Source organism: Stenotrophomonas maltophilia group sp. RNC7, assembly GCF_030910085.1.
GTDB classification, from domain to species: domain Bacteria; phylum Pseudomonadota; class Gammaproteobacteria; order Xanthomonadales; family Xanthomonadaceae; genus Stenotrophomonas; species Stenotrophomonas sepilia.
In genome coordinates this window covers 1-14,912 of sequence record NZ_JAVFVN010000590.1, presented here as the reverse complement: position 1 = coordinate 14,912, position 14,912 = coordinate 1, and the positions used below count along the sequence as shown (strand labels likewise).

At 66.3% G+C, this 14,912-nt stretch carries 18 protein-coding genes; 4 read left to right on the top strand and 14 right to left on the bottom strand.

What is annotated here, in order from left to right; all coding sequences use genetic code 11:
- Nucleotides 1–175: 175 nt before the first annotated feature.
- On the bottom strand, nt 176–568 hold the full coding sequence (gene rpsI, locus RCF13_RS11175) for a 30S ribosomal protein S9 (RefSeq protein WP_005411311.1): 393 nt from the start codon (nt 566–568) through the stop codon (nt 176–178).
- A 2-nt stretch (nt 569–570) separates the two neighbouring features.
- Nucleotides 571–999, bottom strand: a complete 429-nt coding sequence (gene rplM, locus RCF13_RS11170) for a 50S ribosomal protein L13 (protein ID WP_005414692.1) — start codon at nt 997–999, stop codon at nt 571–573.
- A gap of 197 nt (nt 1,000–1,196) precedes the next feature.
- Here rplM and coq7 point away from each other — a divergent pair, with 197 nt between their 5' ends.
- On the top strand, nt 1,197–1,841 hold the full coding sequence (gene coq7 / locus RCF13_RS11165) for a 2-polyprenyl-3-methyl-6-methoxy-1,4-benzoquinone monooxygenase (protein WP_053443613.1): 645 nt from the start codon (nt 1,197–1,199) through the stop codon (nt 1,839–1,841).
- A gap of 82 nt (nt 1,842–1,923) precedes the next feature.
- Here the strand turns inward: coq7 and sugE are convergent, their stop codons facing one another.
- Both sugE and speD read right to left on the bottom strand, forming a co-directional pair.
- Nucleotides 1,924–2,244 carry a quaternary ammonium compound efflux SMR transporter SugE gene (gene sugE / locus RCF13_RS11160; RefSeq protein ID WP_005419816.1) on the bottom strand — a complete coding sequence of 107 codons (321 nt, stop codon included), beginning with the start codon at nt 2,242–2,244 and terminating at the stop codon, nt 1,924–1,926.
- Between the two features lie 168 nt (nt 2,245–2,412).
- Entirely contained in the window at nt 2,413–3,207 is a 795-nt protein-coding gene (gene speD / locus RCF13_RS11155) for an adenosylmethionine decarboxylase (RefSeq protein ID WP_005411315.1), read from the bottom strand.
- Between the two features lie 149 nt (nt 3,208–3,356).
- Here speD and crp point away from each other — a divergent pair, with 149 nt between their 5' ends.
- Nucleotides 3,357–4,046, top strand: a complete 690-nt coding sequence (gene crp, locus RCF13_RS11150; protein ID WP_010482649.1) for a cAMP-activated global transcriptional regulator CRP — start codon at nt 3,357–3,359, stop codon at nt 4,044–4,046.
- Between the two features lie 134 nt (nt 4,047–4,180).
- Nucleotides 4,181–4,942, top strand: coding sequence for a sulfite exporter TauE/SafE family protein (locus tag RCF13_RS11145; protein ID WP_061478197.1), 762 nt, complete (start codon nt 4,181–4,183; stop codon nt 4,940–4,942).
- A gap of 97 nt (nt 4,943–5,039) precedes the next feature.
- Here the strand turns inward: RCF13_RS11145 and RCF13_RS11140 are convergent, their stop codons facing one another.
- The 10 genes from RCF13_RS11140 to RCF13_RS11095 all read right to left on the bottom strand — a co-directional run bounded on the left by RCF13_RS11140 (nt 5,040) and on the right by RCF13_RS11095 (nt 13,475).
- A complete protein-coding gene (locus RCF13_RS11140; protein ID WP_005419826.1) occupies nt 5,040–5,756 on the bottom strand; it encodes a haloacid dehalogenase-like hydrolase in 717 nt (238 codons plus the stop codon).
- Entirely contained in the window at nt 5,753–6,547 is a 795-nt protein-coding gene (gene trpC / locus RCF13_RS11135; protein ID WP_061478198.1) for an indole-3-glycerol phosphate synthase TrpC, read from the bottom strand. The genes RCF13_RS11140 and trpC overlap by 4 nt, the downstream gene beginning before the upstream one ends.
- Nucleotides 6,548–6,621: 74 nt before the next feature.
- A complete protein-coding gene (gene trpD, locus RCF13_RS11130) occupies nt 6,622–7,653 on the bottom strand; it encodes an anthranilate phosphoribosyltransferase (RefSeq protein ID WP_049443905.1) in 1,032 nt (343 codons plus the stop codon).
- 16 nt (nt 7,654–7,669) lie between these two features.
- Nucleotides 7,670–8,257 carry an aminodeoxychorismate/anthranilate synthase component II gene (locus RCF13_RS11125; RefSeq protein ID WP_005419831.1) on the bottom strand — a complete coding sequence of 196 codons (588 nt, stop codon included), beginning with the start codon at nt 8,255–8,257 and terminating at the stop codon, nt 7,670–7,672.
- A 2-nt stretch (nt 8,258–8,259) separates the two neighbouring features.
- Nucleotides 8,260–9,039: an SIMPL domain-containing protein gene (locus RCF13_RS11120; protein WP_134968151.1), complete on the bottom strand. Its 780-nt coding sequence runs from the start codon at nt 9,037–9,039 to the stop codon at nt 8,260–8,262.
- A gap of 67 nt (nt 9,040–9,106) precedes the next feature.
- Nucleotides 9,107–10,582, bottom strand: coding sequence for an anthranilate synthase component I (trpE, locus tag RCF13_RS11115; protein WP_134968152.1), 1,476 nt, complete (start codon nt 10,580–10,582; stop codon nt 9,107–9,109).
- A gap of 200 nt (nt 10,583–10,782) precedes the next feature.
- Entirely contained in the window at nt 10,783–11,718 is a 936-nt protein-coding gene (gene yegS / locus RCF13_RS11110) for a lipid kinase YegS (RefSeq protein ID WP_134968153.1), read from the bottom strand.
- Nucleotides 11,719–11,942: 224 nt separating this feature from the next.
- Complete coding sequence (locus RCF13_RS11105; RefSeq protein ID WP_132863895.1) at nt 11,943–12,425, bottom strand: GNAT family N-acetyltransferase; 483 nt, start codon at nt 12,423–12,425, stop codon at nt 11,943–11,945.
- Between the two features lie 12 nt (nt 12,426–12,437).
- Nucleotides 12,438–13,115, bottom strand: coding sequence for a ribulose-phosphate 3-epimerase (gene rpe / locus RCF13_RS11100; protein ID WP_134968154.1), 678 nt, complete (start codon nt 13,113–13,115; stop codon nt 12,438–12,440).
- Between the two features lie 30 nt (nt 13,116–13,145).
- On the bottom strand, nt 13,146–13,475 hold the full coding sequence (locus RCF13_RS11095) for a DnaJ domain-containing protein (RefSeq protein ID WP_008265098.1): 330 nt from the start codon (nt 13,473–13,475) through the stop codon (nt 13,146–13,148).
- Between the two features lie 144 nt (nt 13,476–13,619).
- Here RCF13_RS11095 and RCF13_RS11090 point away from each other — a divergent pair, with 144 nt between their 5' ends.
- Complete coding sequence (locus RCF13_RS11090; RefSeq protein ID WP_061478205.1) at nt 13,620–14,546, top strand: phosphoribosylaminoimidazolesuccinocarboxamide synthase; 927 nt, start codon at nt 13,620–13,622, stop codon at nt 14,544–14,546.
- The last annotated feature ends 366 nt before the right edge of the window (nt 14,547–14,912 follow it).

The following is a 14,912-nucleotide window of genomic DNA, read 5'->3' as shown; positions in this document are numbered from 1 at the left end:
CCAAAGGAAAGGGCTCTGACCCCACCCCTTCCGAGATGCGAAACCACGGGTAGTGCCGGCCGCTGGCCGGCAACCCGGAAATGCATCCCCCCGAAACGACAAAAGCCCGGCCGAAGCCGGGCTTTTGCTTTCCCATCCAGCGGGCTCCCGAAGGAGCCCAACCAGGCGCGGTAGATCAGCGCTTGGAGAACTGGGTGGCGCGGCGGGCCTTGTGCAGACCAACCTTCTTACGCTCGACTTCACGGGCGTCACGGGTCATGAAGCCAGCCTTGCGCAGCTCGGACTTCAGGGTTTCGTCGTACTCGACCAGAGCACGGGCGATGCCCAGACGGATCGCACCGGCCTGGCCGGTGGTGCCGCCGCCAGCGGCGGTGACCAGGATGTCGAAGCTTTCGGTGTTCTTGGTCAGCTCGAGCGGCTGGCGCACGATCATGCGCGCAGTCTCACGACCGAAGAACTCGTCCAGCGGACGGCCATTGACGGTGATGTTGCCCGAACCCTTGCGCAGGAACACGCGAGCGGTGGAGGACTTGCGGCGGCCAGTGCCGTAGTTTTGAGTGATAGCCATGATTAGATATCCAGAACCTGCGGCTGCTGTGCGGCGTGCGGATGCTCAGTGCCGGCGTAGACCTTGAGCTTGCGGTACATCTGGCGACCCAGCGGGCCCTTCGGCAGCATGCCCTTCACGGCGATCTCGATCACGCGCTCCGGGTGGCGCTCCAGCGCCTGTGCCAGGGATTCGGTCTTCAGGTTGCCGATGTAACCGGTGAAACGGTGATACATCTTGTCCTGCAGCTTCTTGCCAGTGACGGCAATCTTTTCTGCATTGATGACGACCAGGTAGTCGCCGGTATCAACGTGCGGGGTGTAGACCGGCTTGTGCTTGCCGCGCAGACGGCGGGCCAGCTCGGTGGCGAGACGGCCCAGGGTCTTGCCCTCGGCGTCGACGAGGTACCAGTCGCGCTGGACGGTCTCGTTCTTGGCAGTGAAAGTGCTCATGAAGAACTCTAGGTTAGGTCGGGCTCATTGCGGCGAAAGGCTCACCGGAACTCTGCCACGCGTTGTGAAAAGGTGAAGCGTAAGAGGCGGGATTGTACGCAGGTCAGACCCCCGTTGCAAGCCGGCCCCTGACCGGGTTGGCAGGGGGACGGGGCCGGGCGAGAATCGCGGGGTCTTCCGCCCCACCGTGTACCGCCATGACCGTGCTCCGCCAGATCACCCCGCTGGACCACCTGCTGACCGAGGCGCAGCGCGCCCTGGACACGGTGTTCGGCAACCCGCCGGCGGCCCGTCCCTACCCGGCTGCGGACACCGACGAGCCGGGCATGGACAGCACTGAACGCCGCCATGCGGCCGGGCTGATGCGGATCAACCATGTCGGCGAGGTCTGCGCGCAGGGCCTGTACTTCGGCCAGGCCGCCGTGGCCCGCGACCCGGCCACGCGTGAACACCTGCTGGAAGCGGCCCAGGAAGAGACCGACCACCTGGCCTGGTGCGCCACCCGGCTGGGCGAACTGGACAGCCGTCCGAGCCTGTTCAACCCGCTCTGGTATGCCGGCAGCTACACCATCGGCACCCTGGCCGGGCTGCGTGGCGACGGCTGGAACCTGGGCTTCGTGGTCGAAACCGAGCGCCAGGTGGAAGCCCATCTGGACGAGCACCTGGTCGACCTGCCGGCCAGCGACCTGCGCAGCCGCGCGGTCATCCAGGTGATGAAGGAAGACGAAGCCCGCCATGCGGAGCACGCCGAGCAGGCCGGCGCACGCCGCCTGCCGTTCCCGATCCCGGGCGTGATGGCGCTGGCCTCCAGGGTGATGAAGACCATCGCCTACCGCATTTGAAGGGTCGCCCGCACCAACGGTGTGGGCCTACCAGGAGGTGCGGGGGGCGACGGTGGGGCCCGACCGTTGGTCGGGCCATCAATCAGTTGGGCGACACCAGCTTCAAGCCGATCACGCCGGCCACGATCAGGCCCACGCAGGCCAGGCGGGCCGGCGACGCACTGTCATTGAACAGGTAGATGCCGAGCACAGCCACGCCCATGGCACCGATGCCGGTCCAGATCGCATAGGCGGTGCCGACCGGGATGCTCTTCATCGCCTGGCTCATCAGGTACAGGCTGATCAGGGCCGATACCACCGTGGCAACGGTGGGCAGGGGTTTGCTGAAGCCTTCGGAGTACTTCATTCCGAGGGCGAAACCGATCTCGAACAGGCCGGCCAGCAGCAGGTAGATCCAGGGCATGGGTGGGGGCTCCTTACCTTTCTTGAGAAAAACGAAACGGCCCGGTGTTTTCACACCGGGCCGTGGGTCGGTACATCACCGTGGAACTGTAACGCGTGCGGGGCACTGGTTCCACGGGGCGGGTCGTCCCGCCTGGGTGGCGATGCCTGCGGGCATCGCACATGGGGCTTACTCGGACAGGTTCCGGCCGTGGAACAGCTCTTCGATCTCGCGCTTGAGCAGCGCTTCGATCTTCATGCGTTCCTTGAACGACAGGTTCTTGGCCTTTTCCTCGAACAGGTACTGGTCCAGGTCGAAGTCCTTCAGGTGCATCTTCGTGTGGAAGATGTTCTCCTGGTAGACGTTGACGTCGAACATCTCGTAACGCGACTTGATGTTCTTGGCCAGGAAGTTCTGGATCGAGTTGATCTTGTGGTCGATGAAGTGCTTCTTGCCCTTCACATCGCGGGTGAAGCCACGGACGCGGTAGTCCATGATCACGATGTCCGACTCGAGGCTCTCGATCAGGTAGTTCAGGGCCTTCAGCGGGGAAATGACGCCACAGGTGGCCACGTCGATGTCTGCGCGGAACGTGGCGATACCTTCCTGCGGATGGGTTTCCGGGTAGGTATGGACCGTGATGTGGCTCTTGTCCATGTGCGCGACCACGGCGTCGGAGATCAGCTCCTTGCCGGCCAGCTTCTTGTCGATCACCGGTTCTTCGGAGATCAGGATGGTCACCGAGGCACCCTGCGGATCGTAGTCCTGGCGGGCCACGTTCAGGATGTTGGCGCCGATGATCTCGGCGACATCGGTCAAGATCTGAGTCAGCCTGTCGGCGTTGTACTCTTCATCGATGTATTCAATGTAACGCTGACGCTCCTCTTCGGTGCGCGCGTAACACACGTCATAGATGTTGAAGCTCAGCGCCTTGGTGAGGTTGTTGAAACCCTGCAGCCTCAGGCGAGGCAACGGCTTGACCACGGCGGTCGATTCCTGTGTAAGAAGGGAAAGGGGGAATTATGGGGCAAACTGCCTCCGGGGGGAACGTGAAGACGCAAGAGTTCTGGCACACTGTTTGCCCTTAACAATTGCGCTGGTTAAGCTCCGCTATCGACCCCGTGAATCCGTTCATGCGCAGAGGGAGCGCTCCTATCGTGTCAACCGTGCGCCTAGCTAGCAGTCCACTGGCCCTGGATATCGCCACAATCGATCGTTTCCTGGCGCACAGCCACAGGCGGCGATATCCCACCCGTACCGACGTCTTCCGGCCCGGAGACCCGGCGGGAACCCTGTATTACGTCATCAGCGGCTCGGTTTCGATCATGGCCGAGGAAGATGACGATCGCGAGCTTGTGCTGGGCTACTTCGGTGCGGGCGAGTTCGTCGGCGAGATGGGCCTGTTCGTCGAATCGGACCGCCGCGAGGTGATCCTGCGGACCCGTACCGCCTGCGAGCTGGCTGAAATCAGCTACGAGCGCCTGCATCAGCTGTTCCTCGGCCCGCTGTCGGCCGATGCCCCGCGCCTGCTGTATGCGCTGGGCCAGCAGATTTCCAAGCGCCTGCTCGACACCAGCCGCAAGGCCAGCCGCCTGGCATTCCTGGACGTTACCGACCGGATCGTGCGCACCCTGCACGACCTGGCGCAGGAACCGGAGGCGATGAGCCACCCGCAGGGCAGCCAGCTGCGCGTCTCGCGACAGGAACTGGCGCGACTGGTCGGCTGCTCGCGCGAAATGGCCGGCCGCGTGCTGAAGAAGCTGCAGACCGACGGCCTGCTGCATGCCCGCGGCAAGACCGTGGTGCTGTACGGCACCCGTTGATTGCAAGGCAACCCAACGCTGCCGAGCCATCCTGTAGAGCCGAGCCGACGCTCGGCTGCGGTACGTCAAAGGCAGCCGCGCAAGGGCTCGGCTCTACACGGCCCCTGCGCGGCCCGCTGGGCTAGGCTCGGTACATGGAGCTGAGCAGCGAATTCTGGTGGTTCATCCTCATCGGCCTCGGCGCACAGCTGGTGGACGGTGCATTGGGCATGGCGTTCGGCCTGGTGTCCTCGTCGGTGATGCTGAGCATGGGCCTGCCCCCGGCACAGGTCAGCGCCAGCATCCACACCGCGGAAGTGTTCACCACGGGCGCCTCGGGGGTGTCGCACCTCGCAGCCGGAAATGTCGATAAACGCCTGTTCCTGCGCCTGGCCCTGCCCGGCGCAGTGGGCGGTGCCGTGGGCGCGTACGTGCTCACGCAGGTCCCGGGCGAGATCATCCGGCCACTGATCTACCTGTACCTGCTGGTGCTGGCGATCCTCATCCTGGCCCGCGCCGCTGGGCGCTGGATGCCCAAGGGCGAGATACGCCGGGTGCCGGTGCTGGGCTTCTTCGCCGGCCTGCTCGACGCCAGCGGCGGCGGTGGCTGGGGGCCGATCGCGACGTCCACCCTGCTCGCCCGCGGCGGCCAGGCGCGCACCACCATCGGAACAGTCAACGCAGCCGAGTTTGTGGTCACGTTGACGGTGTCAGCGACCTTCCTGTTGTCGATGGGCGTGCAGCATCTGCAGATCGTCGCCGGCCTGCTGATCGGCGGCATGATGGCCGCGCCGGTGGCGGCGATCCTGGTCAAGCGGGTGAAGGAGCGCTGGGTGCTGGTGGCCGTCGGCGTGCTGGTGCTGGGGATCAGCCTGTTCCAGATCGGGCATGCGGTGTACGGGCACCTCTACCGCTGAAGCATCCCCTGTAGAGCCGAGCCATGCTCGGCTGAGGACGCACGGATCCCGCAACGAAGAGCAGCCGAGCATGGCTCGGCTCTACAACAGGTGCGGGTCAGGCCTTGTCGCCGCCGCGATCCACGCATCCCCAGTTGAGGATGCGGGTGCCGGCCGGCAGCACGCGGCGGAAGAACGCCACCCGCCCCGGCTTCGGGTTCACCACCACCGGCGCCTTGGCCGCCAGCAGCAGCGGAAGGTCGGCGGTGCTGTCGGAGTAGGCGATATCGATGTCGCCATAGCCGCGTTCGCGCAGCATGCGCATCTTCTCTTCGTTGTGGCAGTGCCGGGTCGGGCCAACACCGCCCAGCCGCGGGCCGACCTCGGTGCCGATCACCGGCACATCCTGATGAGCCACGAAGGCCAGGATCGCGCGGGCCAGCTCCGGCGGCGCGCCGGTGGCAACCACCACGCGATCGCCCTTGGCGCGGTGCGCGGCGAACACCTCCAGCGCCTGCGGCAGCAGCTTGGCGCGCATCTGCGCCTGGTTGCGCAGCACGTAGGCGTCGATCACCTTGTTGAAGTCGCGCGCACGGTGCAGGCCGAAGCTGCCGATCCACACATAGACCGAGATGCCCGCGCGACGGGTCGGCAGCATCGCCACCATCGGCCCGGCAATCGGCGTGACCAGCAGCGCCGCCAGCATGCGCAACGGGTTGCGCTTGATCAGCGAGGCGAACAGGTGGGTACCCGAATCGCCGTCGTAGAGGGTGTGGTCGAAGTCGAAGACCACCAGCGGCGCATCCTCGCGCGGCGTCGGATAGTGCGTTGTCATGTTGCGAAGAATAGCTGACGCAGGCCCTCGCCCGGCTCTTCCACGCGCATGAAGGCCTCTCCGACCAGGAAGGCATGGATGCCTGCATCGCGCATCAGCGCCACGTCCTGCGGGCCGAGAATGCCGCTCTCGGTGACCAGCAGGCGGTCACGCGGCACCGCCTGCTGCATGTCCAGCGTGGTCTGCAGCGACACCTCGAAGGTGCGCAGGTTGCGGTTGTTGATGCCGATCATCGGCGCCGGCACCTGCAGTGCGCGCTCCAGTTCGTCGATGTCGTGCACTTCCACCAGCACGTCCATGCCCAGCGACAGCGCCAGTTCGGACAGCGTGGCCAGCTGGGTGTCGTCCAGCGCGGCGACGATCAGCAGGATGCAGTCGGCGCCCAGCACGCGCGCCTCGTACACTTGATAGGCGTCGATCACGAAGTCCTTGCGCAGCACCGGCAGCGTGCAGGCTTCACGGGCCTGCTGCAGGTAGGTATCGGCGCCCTGGAAGAAGTCCACGTCGGTCAACACCGACAGGCAGCTGGCACCACCGAACTCGTAGCTGACCGCGATATCGGCCGGCCGGAAATCGGGGCGGATGACGCCCTTGGACGGGCTGGCCTTCTTCACCTCGGCAATCACCGCCGGGTCGCCGTTGGCCACGGCCGCCTGCAACGCGCGTACGAAGCCACGTACCGGCGGGGCGCTGGCCACGGCGGCCTGCAGCGCCTCGAGCGGGCGCTGGGCGCGGCGCTGGGCCACTTCTTCGGCCTTGCGGGCCAGGATCGTCTGCAGGATGTCGCTCATCGTCTTCGATTCGGTGCGGGGGCGCTGAGGACGGCCATTATCGGCCATCGACGAGGTCAGGCTGAACCGCGCGCTCAGGCAACCAGCGCGCGGGTGGTCTCCACATACTGCTGCAGGCGCTGGCGGGCGCTGCCATTGGCGATGGCAGCACGGGCGCGGGCCAGGCCATCACCGATGTCGCTGGCCACGCCGGCCACGTACAGCGCGGCGCCGGCATTGAGCGCGACGATGTCCAGCGCCGGGCCGGGCTCGTTGTCCAGCACCGCGCGCAGCATCTGGATGGACTGCTCCGGGCTGTCCACGCGCAGGTTGCGGCTGGCCGACATGGCGATGCCGAAGTCCTCCGGGTGGATCTCGTACTCGCGCACCTTGCCGTCGCGCAGCTCGCCCACCAGGGTGCCGGCGCCCAGCGAGATCTCATCCATGTTGTCGCGGCCCCAGACCACCATGGCGCGCTCGGTTCCCAGCTCGCGCAGCACGCGCGCCTGGATACCCACCAGATCAGGATGGAACACGCCCATCAGCACCGACGGCGCGCTGGCGGGGTTGGTCAGCGGACCGAGAATGTTGAAGATGGTGCGCACCCCCATCTCGCGCCGGACCGGCGCGACGACCTTCATCGACGGATGATGGATCGGCGCGAACATGAAGCCGATGCCGGTCTGCTCGATGGCAGCGGCCACCTGCGCTGGCTGCAGCTCGATGGCCGCGCCCAGCGCCTCGACCGCATCGGCGCTGCCGGACTTGGACGACACGCTGCGGTTGCCATGCTTGGCCACGCGCGCACCGGCCGCAGCCGCAACGAACATCGCGCAGGTGGAGATGTTGAAGGTGTGCGAGCCATCGCCACCGGTGCCGACGATGTCGACCAGGTGGGTGCTGTCGGCCACCGGCACCGCCAGCGCGAATTCGCGCATGACCGTGGCGGCTGCGGCGATCTCGTCGATGGTTTCCTTCTTCACCCGCAGGCCGGTGAGGATGGCGGCGGTCATCATCGGCGATACGTCGCCGCGCATGATCTGCCGCATCAGGTCGACCATCTCGTCGAAGAAGATCTCGCGGTGCTCGATGGTGCGTTGCAGGGCTTCCTGGGGGGAGAAGCTCATGGGAATGCTCCTTGGATCAGGCCGCCGGGCGCTGCAGGAAATTGCGCAGCAGGGCGTGACCGTGTTCGGTGAGGATGGATTCGGGGTGGAACTGCACGCCTTCCACCGGGAACTGGCGGTGGCGCAGGCCCATGATCTCTTCGATCGAGCCGTCCTCGTTCTCGGTCCAGGCGGTCACTTCCAGGCAGTCCGGCAGACTGTTCTTGTCCACCACCAGCGAGTGGTAGCGGGTAGCCTGGTAGCGGTCCGGCAGGCCGGCGAACACGCCCTTGCCTTCATGGCGGATCGGCGAGGTCTTGCCATGCATGATGTTGCCGGCGCGGATCACGGTGCCGCCGTAGACCTGGCCGATGCCCTGATGGCCCAGGCACACGCCGAGGATCGGCGTGGTCGGGCCCAGCCGCTGGATCAGCTCCAGCGACACGCCCGCTTCGTTGGGCGTGCACGGGCCGGGCGAAATGACAATGCGCTCGGGCTTCTGCGCGGCGATCTCGTCCACGCTCATCGCATCGTTGCGCACCACCTTCACCTCGGCGCCCAGCGTCTGCAGGTACTGCACGAGGTTGTAGGTGAAGCTGTCGTAGTTGTCGATCATCCACAACATGGTCAGGTTCCGTCGCTTATCAGGAAAATGGCGTACACGTTTTCGGTGTAGGTGATGGGGCCGGCTTCGACCGACTCGGGCAGGCGGGAGCCCGTGGTCTCGATGCTGTTCATCGGTGCCTCGGGCGCGGGCGGCGAAGGCGGCGTCACCAGATCCCCACTGCTCGGCCAACTGCCGGCCTGGATGCCATAAGCAAAGTTCGGCGCTACGTCGGAAATGCTGTACAGGCCGCGCAGCCGGGTGCCGTAGGCCTTGGCCAGGCCCTGCGCGGACTCGCGGGTCTGGGCCGCCGCCTCACCCTTGAGTTCGCGGCGCAGCGCCACTTCACCCGAATAGGTTGGCGCCAGGCTGCTGACCTGTACGTTCTCGTCGGCCTTCAACGCACCCAGCACATCCTGCATCGCCTTCACGCTGGCGAAGCTCGCACGCAGCTGGCGCGATACGCGGGTACCGATGAAGACCTGCCGGTTCTGCTCATAGCGCGTCGCCGGGCCGATCCGCAGGTTGTCCGCGCGCACGCTGCCCTCCACCGCCTTGTGCTGCTTGAACAGTGCCAGCACGCGGGCCACGTTGTCCTGCACGCGGCGGCGCGCGGCGTCGGCATCCATGTCGGTTTCTTCGATGTTCAACTGCAGGCCGAAGCGGTCGGGCATCACCGTGCGGGTACCCTGCCCCTTCACCAGCAGGTGCGGCTGCGAGGGGATGGTGTTGGCCTGCGCCCACGCAGACGGGGCCATCGTGGCCAGCAGCGACGACCACAGCAATGCGCTCAGCAGCTTCATGCGGTACTCCTTGTCTTCAATGGGAACAGCGGAAGATGCCGCGGCGCAAGCCACGGCACGGGGAGCGTCACAGGCCCTTGGCGGCCTGGGCGACGGCGCGGAACAGCGCACGGCCCTTGTTCATCGTCTCGTCCCATTCCTTGTCCGGGTCCGAGTCGTAGACGATGCCGGCGCCGGCCTGCACGTACAGGCGGCCATCCTTGATGACCGCAGTGCGGATCGCGATCGCGGTATCGGCATCGCCGTGCCAGCCGATGTAGCCGATGCTGCCGGCATAGACATTGCGCTTGATCGGTTCCAGTTCGCGGATCACTTCCAGCGCGCGGATCTTTGGCGCGCCGCTGACGGTGCCGGCCGGGAAGGTAGCGCGCAGCACGTCGGCATAGCTCAGGCCCGGCTGCAGTTGGCCGGTCACTTCGCTGACGATGTGCATGACATGGCTGTAGCGTTCGATCACGAACTGCTCGCCCACTTCCACGGTACCGGCCCTGGAGACGCGCCCGGCATCGTTGCGGCCGAGGTCGATCAGCATCAGGTGCTCGGCACGTTCCTTCGGATCGGCCAGCAGCTCAGCTTCCAGTGCCAGGTCCAGCTCGGGCGTGGCGCCACGCGGGCGGGTGCCGGCGATCGGGCGCACGGTGACTTCGCCATCCTGAAGGCGTACCAGGATCTCCGGCGAGGAACCGACCACCTGCAGGTCGCCGACATCGAGGAAATACATGTACGGCGAGGGATTCAACGCGCGCAGCGCGCGGTACACATCCACCGGGCGCGCCTTGAACGGCACGCTCAGGCGCTGGCTGAGCACTACCTGGAAGATGTCACCGGCGCGGATGTATTCCTTGCTGCGCTGGACCGCATCGACGAAGCCTTCGCGGGTGAAGCCGGAGACGAAATCCGATTCGTCCAGCACGTCGCTGTTGAGCGGCGCCGGATAGCCGGCACCCGGCGCACGCAGCTTCGCAGTCAGTGCGTCCAGGCGCGCCTGCGCCTGTTCGAAGGCACCGTCGATACGCGGGTCGGCGTGCACGATCAGGTACAGCCGGCCCTTGAGATTGTCGAATACCGCCAGCTCGTTGGAGTCCAGCAGCAGGATGTCCGGCGTGCCCAGCTCATCACGGCCAGCCGGCGGGGCCAGGCGCGGCTCGATGTAGCCGATGCATTCGAAGCCGAACCAGCCGACCAGGCCGCCGGTGAAGCCCGGCAGGCCGTCCAGCTTGGGCACCGAGTGGGCGCTGCGCAGCGCCTCGACTTCGGCGAAGGGATCGGCTACCTCGCGGGTGTCCACCACCTGGCCGTCTTCGCGCACGGTCAGCGTGTGGCCGTGGAAGGCATACACGCGGCGCGCCGGCAGGCCGATGATCGAGTAACGACCGAAGCGCTCGCCGCCTTCGACGGATTCAAACAGGTAGGTATTGGGGCCGTCGGCGAGCTTCAGATAGACCGAGAGCGGCGTGTCCAGGTCGGACAGCACTTCGCGGACGACGGGAATGTGGGTGTGGCCTTCAGCGGCCTGCTGCTGAAACTGAGCGTGCGAGTTCAAGACGACTTTCCTTCCGGGACACAGCGTTATGGGGGCGGACGACGGCAACGGGCCACCATCGCCACCAACGGCGTGCGGAAGAAAGAGTATGCGGGGTCGTCAGGCTGGACACCCCTCGACTGTATCGCAGCTTGCGCGGCAGGGGAACCCCAGGAGACTGAACCACGGGACGCCCGCAGCGGCCACGGGGACCGATGACTCTACCCCTGCCCGTCCAGCAACGGGCAACCGACCGGCAGGTGCATCCGCACCCTGCCCGGCACGCACTCGACGCGGAAGTGACGGGCCTGCACCGGTTCGCCGTCCAGGTTGAGCGTCAACGGACGCTCGGACTCCATCTGCAGCCACGGCAACCGCGCGCGCGTGGCGAGTTGTTCCAGTGCGGCCTGGGTGCCCGCCTTCAGCATCTGGCCAAGGGTGGCGGTGACCTCCCCTTCCAGTTCCGGAAGCACGGTCACATCCAGCAGCCCATCATCGATCAGTGCCTGCGGGCACAGCTGCTGGCCACCGCCGGCCTGCCGGCCATTGCCGATGCCGAGCGCGATGAAGTCACCTTCCCAGGCGAAGTCCGGGCCGGACAGCCGCGCGGCGATCGGCTCGATGCGGCCCAGCTTGGCGATGCCGGTGATCACGTAGGCCAGCCCACCGAGCATCTTCTTCAAGCCGGCATCGGTCTCCACCGTCACCTGCGTGCCGAAGCCACCACTGGCGAGGTTGGCGCACCACCAGGGCGTGCCATCGGCATCCACGCGCAACAGGTCGATGGGCCGTGCCGGCACCTGGCCGATCAGCGCGAGGGCATCGGCGGGCTCGGTGGGAATGCCTGCCGACGTGGCGAAGTCGTTGGCGGTCCCCATCGGAATCAACGCCAGCGAAGGCAGCACTTCTGCCGGTTCCTCACGATGGGCCAACGTCTCGGCCACCGCGCTGAGCGTGCCATCGCCACCGGCCGCCACGATCACATCCACGCCATGATCGATCGCCTCGGCGACATAGCGCTCGGCGTCACCGTCCTCCCAGGTCACCCGCACTTCCAGCTGCACGCCCTGTCCGCGCCAATGGCCGACGGCGTCGCGCAACTCATCGTTGCCGGCGGATTTGCCGTTGAGGATCAGGCGCCAGCGCGGGGTGGTCATGCAGAGCTTCCAGGGATGCGGTGGCACAGGCTAGCAATGCGCTGTTTGCCCGCGGTGAATGTCACGCAGATGTCATTCAGCTGCTGGAGAATGGAAGGCCATAGCAGGGACGACGGATGGAGGCAGGATCAGCCTCCCACGCATGCAGCGAGGCCACGCCAATGATTGGCGTGGCCTTTTTTTTGCCGGCAGTAGATCCACGCCATGCGTGGATGCATTTCACGTCAACCGTTGGCGAAATCGTGCAGCGCCTGCCCCTGCAGCCGGTACACGGTCCACTCGTCCTGCGGCTTGGCACCGGCGGCGGTGTAGAACTCGATGGCCGGAGTGTTCCAGTCCAGCACCGACCATTCGAAACGGCCGCAGCCTTCGGCCACGGCCTGGCGTGCGATGTACTTCAGCAACGCTTTGCCGGCACCGGCACCGCGCTTTTCCTGGCTGACGTACAGGTCTTCCAGGTAGATGCCCTTGCGGCCCAGCCAGGTGGAGTAGTTGTAGAAGTACACCGCATAGCCGATGGCCTCACCGTCGGCTTCGCAGATCAACGCGCGTGCGGTCGCGTCGGCGCCGAACAGGCTCTCGGCGATGCCGATCTCATCGGTCTGCACCGAATGCTCGGCCTTCTCGTAGATCGCCAGCTCGCGGATGAAATGCAGGATCAGGCCAGCATCGGCCGCGGTGGCCGGACGAATGTTCAACACGGCCACCGTACCCATGGCTCAGCCCCGTGCCGCAGCGACGTTGGCGCGCATCTGCGCGATCACGTCCTGGTAGCTGGTCCTGGCGTTGAAGATGGCCGAGCCGGCCACGAAGGTGTCGGCGCCGGCGGCAGCGATCTCACCGATGTTGTCGGCCTTCACGCCACCGTCGATCTCCAGGCGGATGTCCTTGCCGCTGGCATCGATCTTCTGGCGCACCACGCGCAGCTTGTCCAGCGCCGAGGGGATGAAGGCCTGGCCACCGAAACCCGGGTTGACCGACATCAGCAGCACCAGGTCCAGGTCATCCAGCACCCAGTCGAGGATGTCCACCGGGGTGGCCGGATTGAGCACAATGCCCGGCTTGCAGCCCAGCGAGCGGATCAGCTGGATGGTGCGGTGCACGTGGCGACTGGCCTCCGGGTGGAAGCTGATGTAGGTGGCACCGGCTTCGGCGAAGTCCGGGATGATGCGGTCCACCGGCTCAACCATCAGGTGCACGTCGATCGGCGCGGTGACGCCGTGCTTGCGCAAGGCCTGGCAGACCATCGGGCCGATGGTCAGGTTCGGCACGTAGTGGTTGTCCATCACGTCGAAGTGGACCCAGTCCGCACCGGCAGCGAGGACATTGTCGACTTCCTCGCCGAGGCGGGCGAAGTTGGCGGACAGGATGGAGGGGGCGATGAGGCAGTGGGACATGGCCGGGCCTTGCAACGAGGGGAAAGTGGGTCAGCGCTTGCGCAGGGTCTTGATGCGGTCGTAGGCGGCATTGATCCGCCGCGACTTCTGCTCGGCCTGCTGCTGCAGCTCGGGGGCGGCGCCGCCAAGCTTGTCGGGGTGGTACTGCGAGATCAGCTTGCGGTAGGCGCGCTCGATCTCGGCGTCGGTGGCCTCGGAGGTCAGCCCCAGCTCCCGGTACGGGTTTTCCTTGTTCAGGCGGAACCAGTCGCTGTCGAAGGCGTGGCCAATCAGCAGGCCGACCACCGCGCCGAACAGCGGATTGGGCCGGAACAGCAGGGCGCCGGCGATGAATCCGAGCAGTTTTCCGTACCAGCGCATGGCGCTCCGGGGTCGACCGACGAAATGGACGCTCATTTTACGTCACAGCGGGCCCGGACGGCTTTACACTAGGCCGCCCGCTGGTCAGCGGGCCCGCCGGGTCCGTTGGGCAGCAGCCGTATCGACAACGCCCCAGGAGTGCCCGTGCCAACCACGCTGTTGCAATCCGATCTCCCCGGCCTGCCCTTGCGCCATCGCGGCAAGGTGCGTGATGTGTTCGATATCCCGCGCGAGCGGCTGCCTGCAGGGACCCCGCCGGGCGACTACCTGCTGATGGTGGCCACCGATCGCCTGTCGGCGTTCGACGTGGTCCTGCCCGACCCGATCCCGGGCAAGGGCGAGATGCTCTGCCAGGTCTCCAACTTCTGGTTCGCCAAGACCGCGCACCTGATGCCCAACCACCTGACCGGCATCGACGTGGCCAGCGTGCTGCCCGAAGGCGTGGATCCGGCGCTGTACGCCAAGCGCGCGGTGGTCACCCGCAAGCTGAAGCCGGTGCCGGTGGAAGCGATCGCCCGCGGCTACCTGATCGGCAGCGGCTGGAAGGATTACCAGCGCACCGGCAAGGTCAGCGGCATCGACCTGCCCGACGGCCTGCGCCAGGCCGAACAGCTGCCCGAGCCGATCTTCACACCCTCGACCAAGGCCGCAGTCGGCGACCATGACGAGAACATCGATTTCGACGCGATGGTGAAGCAGGTCGGTGCGGAACTGGCCGAGCGGGTGCGCGACGCCACCCTGCGCATCTACAAGTTCGCCGCCGATTACGCCCGCGAGCGCGGCATCCTCCTGGCCGACACCAAGTTCGAGTTCGGTACCGACGCCGATGGCCGGCTGTACATCATGGACGAGATGCTGACGCCGGATTCCTCGCGTTACTGGCCGGCCGACGAGTACGAAGTGGGCACCAGCCCGCCGAGCTACGACAAGCAGTTCGTGCGCGATTACCTGGAGACGCTGGACTGGGGCAAGACCGCCCCGGGTCCGAACATCCCGGCCGACATCATCGAGCGCACCCGCGCCAAGTACGCCGAGGCGCTGCAGCGCCTGGCCGGGATCAGCGTCGACTGATCCGCCTGCGCCCCTGGCCGGAAAGGCGGGGGGCGCGTTCGGTAGTGCCGGCCGCTGGCCGGCGCTTCGGTGAACCTGCAGCGAGGCATGGCCTGATCCTGGTAGTGGCCGGCCCGCGGCGCGCCCCCCCCCCACCAACCCCAACGGGGGTTTTTGGGGGCCCCCCCCCCCCCGCGGGGGGGATGGTTGGTGGGCCGCGGGCGGGCCGCCCCCCGGGCGGGGGCCGGCCCCCCGCCCCCACAACCCCACAAAACCAAAAAAAACATATTTCCACCCCCCCCCCCCCCAAAACCAAATACAAGAAACCAAAAACCCAAACAAAAAAACACCAACCAACCCCCCCCCAACCAACCCAAAAAACACCAC